Raw genomic sequence first — 5,508 nt, forward strand, 5'->3', positions numbered from 1 at the left:
CCTATGCTCGGAGATGTGTATAAGAGACAGGCTATAAAGCCTGGATTTATCGAATTGAAATAAGAATGGAGTGGTAGTACAATCCGTACAATTTTTCTTTATTAAACCTTCAATTTTAGAGTTTACCTGCTCCAATGAAGCTCCTGAATTTAAACTTAAGAAAGTACGACTACCCCCACTTCTCCAGTGCTGTGTCCAGGGATTTTCCTTTACATAAAGCTCAAATGGAATGACAAAATCAAATTGAAGACTTGAGTTATTGGGGACATTCGCAAATACGGAAGTAATCTTTAATTGATGCGTTTGATCCACCTGGATCGTTTTCCCCAATGCCTCCTCTGTACCAAATAGTGTCTCGGCTAGTTTTTCTGATATAGCCACTGAGCTAAGTCCAGGAATAGGATCCTTCTCATTTCCTTTTAAAAGTGGAAAACTGAAAACTGAAAACAATGCAGGATCAGCATAAATCCCATTTGCATTAAAGCTTTTAGTGTCTTGCTCAAATAAAGCTTTAGTTTCCATACTGAGCTGAGTAATCGCTTTTACTTCAGGAATTTCTGAATGTAAAGACTCTTTCAACAAGGCAGGAGTGGCTCCATAAGTTTCTATCCTTCCATCAGGGTAACTTTGATTAATCAGCACCTTGTAAATATCATCCGAATCGGCATGAAATTTATCGAATGAAACTTCGTCAGCCACCCATAAAAAGATGAAGATTGCAGAAGCAAGACCAATGCTAAGCCCAAAAATATTAATAAAGGTATAGACCTTATATCTTTTAATATTTCTTAAAATAACTTTGACGTAATTTCTAAGCATGGTGTTGAATTCAGATTTAATTTAGTTTTCGTATTACTCTCTTTTCAATGAATCCACAGGGTTCATTAAAGCTGCTTTTACTGATTGATAGCCCACCGTAGTTAAGGCAATTAAAATGGTGCTCAATAAGGCAATGATGAAAATCCAGATATTGATAGCTATTCTATATTGAAAATTCTCTAACCAGTTATTCATCATCCACCAACTAATGGGTGCTGCAATAAAAAAGGCTATTACCACAAGGCTCATAAATTCTTTACCGAAAATTCCAAACATCTGGAAAACACTCCCTCCTAAAACTTTACTTATGCCTATTTCCTTGGTTTTTTGTTTTGCCATGAATGAGACCATACCATACAGTCCCATACAGCCTAAGAATATGGCTATGAAAGAAAAAAGCTGAATAAGTTTTAGCATACTCTCTTCACTTGCGTAGAGGTCCTCAATTTGTTCATCTAGAAAAGCATACTCATAAATTTGCTCAGGATAGGTTTCACTCCAAAGCCTATTTAAATCGGCTAAGGTGTTTTTTAAATCAGCTAAATTAATTTTTACTGCGTAATTGCTGTAGCGTTCTGCATTTGTGGAAATAACCACGGCATTGATTGCTTCATGAAAAGAGCCATCATGAAAATCTTGTACCACGCCTACAACCTTGCCTTCAAAAACCCCTCCTGCCGAAATATTTTTACCAATTATATCTTCTTTGGATTCAATATTTAATTTTTTAAGAAGTGTTTCATTCACTAAAAATTCTTTGACTGTATCCGATTGTTGCAAATTTCTACCGGCTATCAGGTTTAAGTTAAAGGTAGATAGGTAATCATTATCACCGCCCTTAAAATTGACTGGAAAAGCTTCCTCTTCCAATCTGCTCTCAAATGTTAAAGAGGTATTCCAGAATGACGGGGAGGCGGGTGCTGTATAACACAAAGAAATCTTATCAACTGAGGGAATTGCTGAAAACCTAGTTTTTAAGGACCTCATTTTTTGATCATTGGATCCTACCGGAATCATAATTACGGCTTCCTTGTCAAAGCCCAAATCCGATTCTTTTATATATTTCATCTGATATAGCACTATAATCAAGCCTATAATAAGTGCTTGTGAAATTGTAAATTGGGTAATAATCAAAGCTCTTCGCAGATTTAAACCTTTACCAAATTGAAATGTCATGCTACTTTTTAAAGCCTCGACAGGCTTAAAGCCGGCTAAAATAAGCCCAGGGTAAGTACCTGCCAAAAAGGTGACTGCCACAACCACTGCAACTACAAATAGCATCATGTCCCAGCTGAAAAGCTCCATTTCATTCAACCCTAAACTGAGCTCACTGTTGATAAAAGGGAAAGCTAATTTATAGACCAAGAGGGCTAAAATTGTTGCGGTAATAGTCAGGACAGCTGTTTCCAGGATAAACTGCCAGAAAAGTTGCTTCTGATTGCTTCCTAAAACTTTTCTAACACCAACTTCTTTTGAGCGTTCTGAGGCTTGAGCAGTGGCCAGATTTATAAAATTTACACATGCTGTGATGATAAGAAAAAGACCTATGATTGCGAGTATCCAAATCGTTCGTTCCTCAATAGTGCCGCCATAAAGCTTACTAAAGTGGATATCGTTTAAGGGTTGTAATTTGTAGTGGTGGACATTAGAAGAATTAGGCCTAAACTTTTGTACGTACAAAGGCAATACCTCTTCCACCTTTTCAGGTTTAACACCAGGATTCAGTTTCACGAAACATTGCATGTTGCTGGAAATACCCCCCCAAGAGTCATCACTTGCAAACCAGGGATTATACTCTCTTAAAGAATTATAAGACAGAAAAATTTGCGTTGTTCTTTCAGTATTCTCCGGTAGATTTTGAAGTACCCCCACTACTTTAAAATCCAATCGATTATCTACTGAAAAAACCTTATTAATGGGATTTTCATCCCCAAAATACTTTTTAGCAGCATTTTCGGTTAAAATAGCAGTATTAGGAGAAGATATATTTACCTTTTCATACTCATTCAGTAATGGGTAATTGAAAATTTCAAAAAATTCTTCTTCTACGAAAGCAATTTCATTTTCCTTAAACTTTGTTGTTCTTTCTTCATTAGAAATACTAATAACCTGATCTTGAAATGTACATATTCTGGCTACATGTTCGCTAAATGCATAATCCTCTCTGAAAGCCTTGCCAAATGGGTTAGGAACACTTGATCTGTAACTAATTTGATCCCGGTGTTGCTCGGTCACGAAGCGGTAAATGCGATCGGAATCAGAATGGAAATTATCAAAAGAAAAGTGATATGAAATTATACTAAAGATTGAAATCCCGCAAGCAAGGCTAAGACCTAATCCTAAAACATTTATAAAACTATACGATTTATTGTTTTTTATATTTCTAAAGGCGATTTTAAAATAGTTTTTTATCATGAGTTCTAATGTTTGGGTTTACTCTCTTTTCAATGATTCCACAGGATTCATTAAGGCAACTTTTAAGGACTGGAAGCTGATAGTGAAAAATGCTATAGCCATTACCACAAAACCTGACAAGGCAAACATCCACCAACTTACATCCACTCTGTAAGCAAAATCCTGTAACCACCTATCCATAGCATACCATGAAATGGGAACAGCAATTATAATCGCAATCAATATGAGTTTTAAAAAATCCTTGGAAAGCAATCCTACAATGCTTGTCACATCAGCCCCCAATACTTTTCGGATACCAATCTCCTTGGTGCGTTGCTGAATAATAAAAGAAGCCAAACCAAATAAACCCAAACAGGCAATGAAGATGGTGACTCCTCCACCAATGGCAAATACATTAGTAACCCTCTTATCTTCTGCATAAAATGCCGCCCATTGCTCATCCAGAAAATGATATTCCATTGAAGAACGGGTGTCAAACATTTTGTGCACTTTATCAGCATGAGCAAGGACTTCCTCAGTATGTTCTGCATTAAATTTCAGTGAGAAGTAGTCGATGCTTTGAAAAGCATTCGCCCTATAACCCAAGATCATCGGCCCCACTTCATTGTGCAATGATTGAAAATTAAAATCCTTCACCACTCCTGCTATTTGCAATTGCTGGCTGACTCCGTCATCACTAAGCTCCAGAGATTTACCAATAGGATCTTCCAAATTTAAGGTCTTAGCAGCCGTTTCATTGATGATGATATGCAAGGAATCGGTCATCTTATTTCCAGTGAAATTTTTACCTTCAACCAATTGCATTTTATACAAATCGATCATATCTGCATCAAAACCGATGAAATTCATCTTCATGGAATCAGCGCTTCCAAATTTTTTGGTATATACTTCCTGTAAGGACTTCCACTCACCTGGCACTCTTGAAGATACAGCTACGCCCTCCACATAAGGGGAATTGGCAAACTCTGTTTTCATGGTTTCAAAGCGATCCCTTACATTTCCACTGTTTATATCCACTATCAGCATTTGTTCATTTTCAAAGCCCAGTGGCACATCCTGTATATATTGAAGCTGCCTGTAGGCTACCAGAGTGGCTATAATCATTATAATTGATAATGTAAACTGGGTACTAACCAAGACTTTTCTCAACGCAACACTTCCTTTACCGGTCTGCATTGCACCTTTCAAAATATAAGTAGGCTTTAAGCGCGACATTAATATAGCTGGATAGGTTCCTGAGAGAAGCCCTACAATAATGGTGACACTAAAAATGAGCAGGAAAATGCTACCGAAAGTGTCCATATTAAAAACGAATTGCTTATCAGTAAACTCATTAAATGTAGGTAAGAGCAAATCAACTAGGAAAAAGGAAAGGACAAATGCGATAAAAGCAAATAAAGTTGATTCCGATAGAAATTGTGAAATTAATTGATGCTGAAAAGCCCCTGAAACTTTACGGATACCAATTTCCTTCCCTCTGTCCAATGCTTTGGCTGTTGCCAAATTCATATAATTTATACAAGCAATTAAGAGCATAAAAAAGCCAATTGCCATAAAAATATAGACATAAGTAATTTCACCTCTGTTAGTATCACTTGCAAATTCAATTGATGCAGAGTTAAAGTGGATGTCAGGCAAAGCCTGTAAATAGAAATCATGATCCTGCGGTTCCTTAAAATGATTCGCCACAAAACCATCCATTTTTTGATGAACACTTTCAGGATTAGCATTCTCTTTCAGCAATAGATAAGTATAGGCACCATACTGCTCCCAACTGTTCACCAATCCATTAATAAATTCATTATCATTGGGCATGCCTACCAGTATTTTATACTGGATGTGAGAATTTTGAGGTAGTTTTTTAATGACTCCTGTCACAAGAAAATCAGTATCCCCACCTGAGTCTAAAGTTTTTCCAAGAACATCTGTAGTGCCAAACAAACGTAATGCCCATTCTTCATCTATCACCACTGCAAAAGGTTTTTCCAAAGCAGTATTTGGGTCTCCCGCTATCCACTCTAGGTTAAAAAGTTTAAAAATATTGGGCTCTGCAAAATAGTAATCCCGTTCCTGATAGGCTTCCTCATTATGTTGAAAAACTATTTGACCTCCAAATTTATACAGTCGAGTATAATCCTCTATTTCTTCATATTCCTCACTCAAGGTTTTTCCTGTTGGAGCTGGAACCATTCCGAATTCCCTTGTTTCTTCTGATTCGGAATTTATTTCGACAAGACGGTATAAACTATCTTTTTTGTCATACATCTTGTCAAA

3 protein-coding genes are annotated in these 5,508 nt (G+C 36.7%); all 3 read right to left on the reverse strand.

Annotated features, from left to right (window positions below; all coding sequences use genetic code 11):
- On the reverse strand, positions 1-819 hold an 819-nt coding region (locus Q0L29_RS03840), incomplete at its 3' end, for an ABC transporter permease (protein WP_296619241.1).
- A gap of 33 nt (positions 820-852) precedes the next feature.
- Complete coding sequence (locus tag Q0L29_RS03845) at positions 853-3,234, reverse strand: ABC transporter permease (protein WP_296619243.1); 2,382 nt, start codon at positions 3,232-3,234, stop codon at positions 853-855.
- Positions 3,235-3,252: 18 nt separating this feature from the next.
- A partial coding sequence (locus tag Q0L29_RS03850; protein WP_296619245.1) for an ABC transporter permease occupies positions 3,253-5,508 on the reverse strand: 2,256 nt, incomplete at its 5' end.

Source organism: Marivirga sp. (genome assembly GCF_024636815.1).
Classification (GTDB): Bacteria; Bacteroidota; Bacteroidia; order Cytophagales; family Cyclobacteriaceae; genus Marivirga.

Excerpts from the sequence above, each read along its gene's own strand:
- Q0L29_RS03845 (WP_296619243.1), bottom strand. The coding sequence starts at position 3,234 with ATGATAAAAAACTATTTTAAAATCGCCTTTAGAAATATAAAAAACAAT.